The 3,589-nt window shown below is 40.7% G+C and carries 3 protein-coding genes; 2 read left to right on the top strand and 1 reads right to left on the bottom strand.

Features of this window, described 5'->3' with window-relative positions; all coding sequences use genetic code 11:
* Window positions 1-495 precede the first annotated feature (495 nt).
* Window positions 496-1,032, bottom strand: coding sequence for a hypothetical protein (locus tag KU855_RS18565; RefSeq protein ID WP_218532765.1), 537 nt, complete (start codon window positions 1,030-1,032; stop codon window positions 496-498).
* Between the two features lie 123 nt (window positions 1,033-1,155).
* Here KU855_RS18565 and KU855_RS18560 point away from each other — a divergent pair.
* Window positions 1,156-2,324, top strand: a protein-coding gene (locus tag KU855_RS18560; RefSeq protein ID WP_371316391.1) for an IS3 family transposase whose coding sequence is annotated in 2 segments (ribosomal slippage) — window positions 1,156-1,417 and window positions 1,417-2,324 — 1,170 coding nt in all. Because the reading frame shifts where the segments join, the coding sequence is not laid out codon by codon here.
* A 168-nt stretch (window positions 2,325-2,492) separates the two neighbouring features.
* On the top strand, window positions 2,493-3,458 hold the full coding sequence (locus tag KU855_RS18555; RefSeq protein ID WP_218532762.1) for a DUF6708 domain-containing protein: 966 nt from the start codon (window positions 2,493-2,495) through the stop codon (window positions 3,456-3,458).
* The last annotated feature ends 131 nt before the right edge of the window (window positions 3,459-3,589 follow it).

The following is a 3,589-nucleotide window of genomic DNA, read 5'->3' as shown; positions in this document are numbered from 1 at the left end:
GCTCAGTGACTTGTTTAACAGCTTCTATTTTGAACTCATCTGGATATCGTTTTCCGCGCATGTAACACCTCATATTTTTGGTTAAGTATAACTCTATGAAGTGTCTACTGTTCTAGGGGCTTACCAGATAAGCGGAATCATTAACAGTGATTATCCCCTGAATAATTCTTTTATCTCTTTTAAATCAACTCGTCGCTATCATAGTTGGCACCAGAAAATTCCATCGGAAGTGAGAATGCTAGAAAAGAGAGTTGTTATGACCTGAATCAATGAGGTTTTACGTCTCAATTTATCCAATCGCACCAACGATACTCACAGACTCACATGCTTAATGGAAGGTGGTAAGACTTAGCTCTTTAAAAGCATTTGAAATAATTCCATCAATTAAGCGACCATTAGGTAAAATTGAATACATTACCTTCCCTGAGCATATGACGCCCGCAACACCAGGCAAATTGGAGCGCGGCGAAAATTTGATGCGCGTGATTGCGCTTGTTAACTATCAGCATAATGTACCAACACATCAATCAGCCTAGCCTTTTCAAGATCTTTAACCAAATCTTCACGAAAAAGATATACGATAGACTCAGCGAGTGTTATTTGATGCAAATTATTTTTTCTACCTAATAGTAAGTTTCGACAACTTAGCGCTAGCGTATTAGGTAATATTTTTGGCTCCGTCATGCTACGGATTACCAGTCGCGCTGATTCGTCTTCAAATACCCAAAAACACTTCTCATGCAAATTTAAAAGTAGAATATTAAAGGTTGCCAAAGGTAACTGAGATTTATGCTTTAAAATTGATGCAAGTGCAATCAAAATATGCCCCCAGAAACCGGGGGGTGATAAGCAATTAATTAGTAATGTTTCTTCATTCAACTTGCTTGGTGGAACAAAATCACTTTGAATTGTGTAGAATAAATTATTATTACCATAAAAAGTAGCTGTCACGAACTCACAGAAACGCTCAATAAATCGAAGCTTTTGACTTTGCGTATGTAACAAAGACCATGTATCTTCAAATGCAAACAATATAGAGACGTTGTGACTTAGATACTGCTTGCCTTCCACGCACTGCAATAAGTAAAACCTTGACGTGGTTTAATTGATACGACTACCCCAGTTAAGAGATAATTGATTTAACTGGAGATTGAAATGAAAACACGTAAATCCTATTCAAAAGAATTCAAGCTTGATGCCATTGCACTGGTAAGAGAGCAAAATTACAGTATTGCTGAAGCCGCTAGAAATTTAGAGCTCACTCCTCAACTACTTGGTCGCTGGATAAAAGAATCAGAAAATGATGATGGTCATGCATTTAGAGGCAATGGCAAGCTAACACCTGAGCAAGAAGAGATCCGCAAGCTAAAGGCACAAGTAAAGCGCTTAGAAATGGAGCGTGAGATATTAAAAAAAGCGACGGTCTTCTTTGCCAAAGAAACGAAGTAAAATACGCGTTTATTGCCCAAAATAAGAAGATCTGGCCGGTGATATTAATGTGTCACGTGTTGGGTGTGAAAAATAATAATTACTATAGCTATCAAAAGCGCAAGTCTCAGGTACCTATTGATACTGAGCATCAAGAAATGTTGCTATGGGTGAAAAATATTGCCGACGTTAGTGATAATACCTATGGGCAACGACGTATTCAGAAGGCTTTGAATTCACTTGATTATCCTGTTGGACGTAAGAAAACCGCTCAATTGATGAAAGAAGCAAATGTTTGGGTACGTTATAAAAAGAAATACAAAGCCACAACGAACAGCGACCACAAGAAACCTACATATGATAATGAACTTAAACAGGATTTTGATGTTGAACGACCTGAGCAAGCGTGGGTACAGAACATTACGTACATATGGACTGCTGAAGGATCGCTGTATTTAGCAGTCGTCATAGACTTATATTCACGTAAGATTGTGGGTTGGAGCATGGGCAGCAGAATGAAAGCGCAGCTAGTTTGTGATGCATTAACAATGGCAATATGGCAGCGAAAACCTAAAGCCGGATTGATAATACACTCAGTTCAAGGCGTTCAATATGCAAGCCATCAATATAGACGGATACTGCAGTTACATAGGTTTGTAGGCAGTATGAGTAAAAAAGGCTGTTGCTGGGATAATGCAGTAGTAGAAAGCTTTTTCGGTAGTTTGAAGCAGGAACGAATTCATTGGCGCAATTATCGAACGCGGTATGCAGCTCAGCAAGATGTATTGAATTACATCACTATGTGGTACAACAGCCAACGGATGCATTCATACCTCAATTATCAAAGTCCTAATGAATTTGAACGTATGACCAAGCCGTTAAAAGAAGTAGCTTAAAGAACTTAACTAGGGTGACCGAATTCAGTTGACCAGGTCACTTATTGACGTTTACCAGCTTGATACTGATCGATGCCAACAAGTTGATACTAGCCACGCAACGTTAATAATGGTTAAATTTTGCGCCAACCAATGTTAGCATTGGTGAAAAAACAGACTAAAGTGCTAATGCCCAATAAAATAACTAAAGTATCAAAAGATCTCTGGATTGGTGCAGAGGAAGACGGCTATACCCCGTCATTTATCAATACAATTAAACGTCGAGGTCATGGCTTTAGTACTGGCTTTGGCACCAGCCACATCATGGAGGATGTACTTAATCCCCCCGCCAAATCCATTCCAATGCAAGATGACGCTCAATACAATGTTGCCTTCTATTTATATTCAGCCGGCACCCATGGCGACTTTATCGACATGCGGGTCAATAGCGTTCATAACCGCCAAACCTTGACACGTGCAGCGCAATTTTTACTGTTGCCTATGTTTTTGTTTCTGTACTTCATACTCAGACTTGGCCGTGACGATGTTCCTTGGTTGTATTTAGGCCCCGTCGAATTAGGGCTAGTTGTTTGTATGCTATTGATGTGCTTTATTGACGTCTGCCGACCATTGAGAACCCCAGTACGCTTTCACCATAAAAACCAAGAAGTATACGTATTTCACAAAAAAGCCTTATATCGCATTCCATGGAAAGAGTGCGAAATAGCCACAATGTTTGCCCCTCATCATGTAGGCTATGGTGCATTTTCTGATGCTTACAATCTCAATCTGTGGCTGTATCCCCAGCATTGCGTCAATAACCAAGCTCGCAGTCAACCCGTGGCATTGAATTTACTGATGTCCGTTAGCGGCCATAGCGAAACCTACAGCTACTGGGAATTCGTTAGACGCTTTATGAGTGAAGGACCAACAGGCATATCTTTCGCCAATCAACCCCAAGCTTTTGTGTATAAAATTCCCCACGCTAACTGGAGCCTTAAGGCTCGGATCATAGGCTGGATATTGGCGCCAGTGTTTTATTGCTTATTGCCTTTTATTTCACCTTCACAATTTGCCACCCGCTTTAATCCCATCAAAGATCAGTGGCCTGACGTAGTACACCAATGGAGTGGTAAAACGGTGAAGCAACACTAAACTGACAGGGCGTCCGCATGAATGGTTAAGATTTAGGCGCTGATGTAAATCCGGCCACAAGGACTTGCTCCAAGAAGGCGGGGCTCATCATGCAGCGTTTCTGTTTCATCGGCACACTAATCTTAGTCGGC

The organism is Shewanella sp. NIFS-20-20 (assembly GCF_019209865.1).
Classification (GTDB): domain Bacteria; phylum Pseudomonadota; class Gammaproteobacteria; order Enterobacterales; family Shewanellaceae; genus Shewanella.
Note: the sequence above shows the minus strand (reverse complement) of the source record. Positions and strands in the feature narration are given on the sequence as shown.

Coding starts and splice junctions, on each gene's coding strand:
- KU855_RS18555 (WP_218532762.1), top strand. CDS start 2,493: ATGCCCAATAAAATAACTAAAGTATCAAAAGATCTCTGGATTGGTGCA.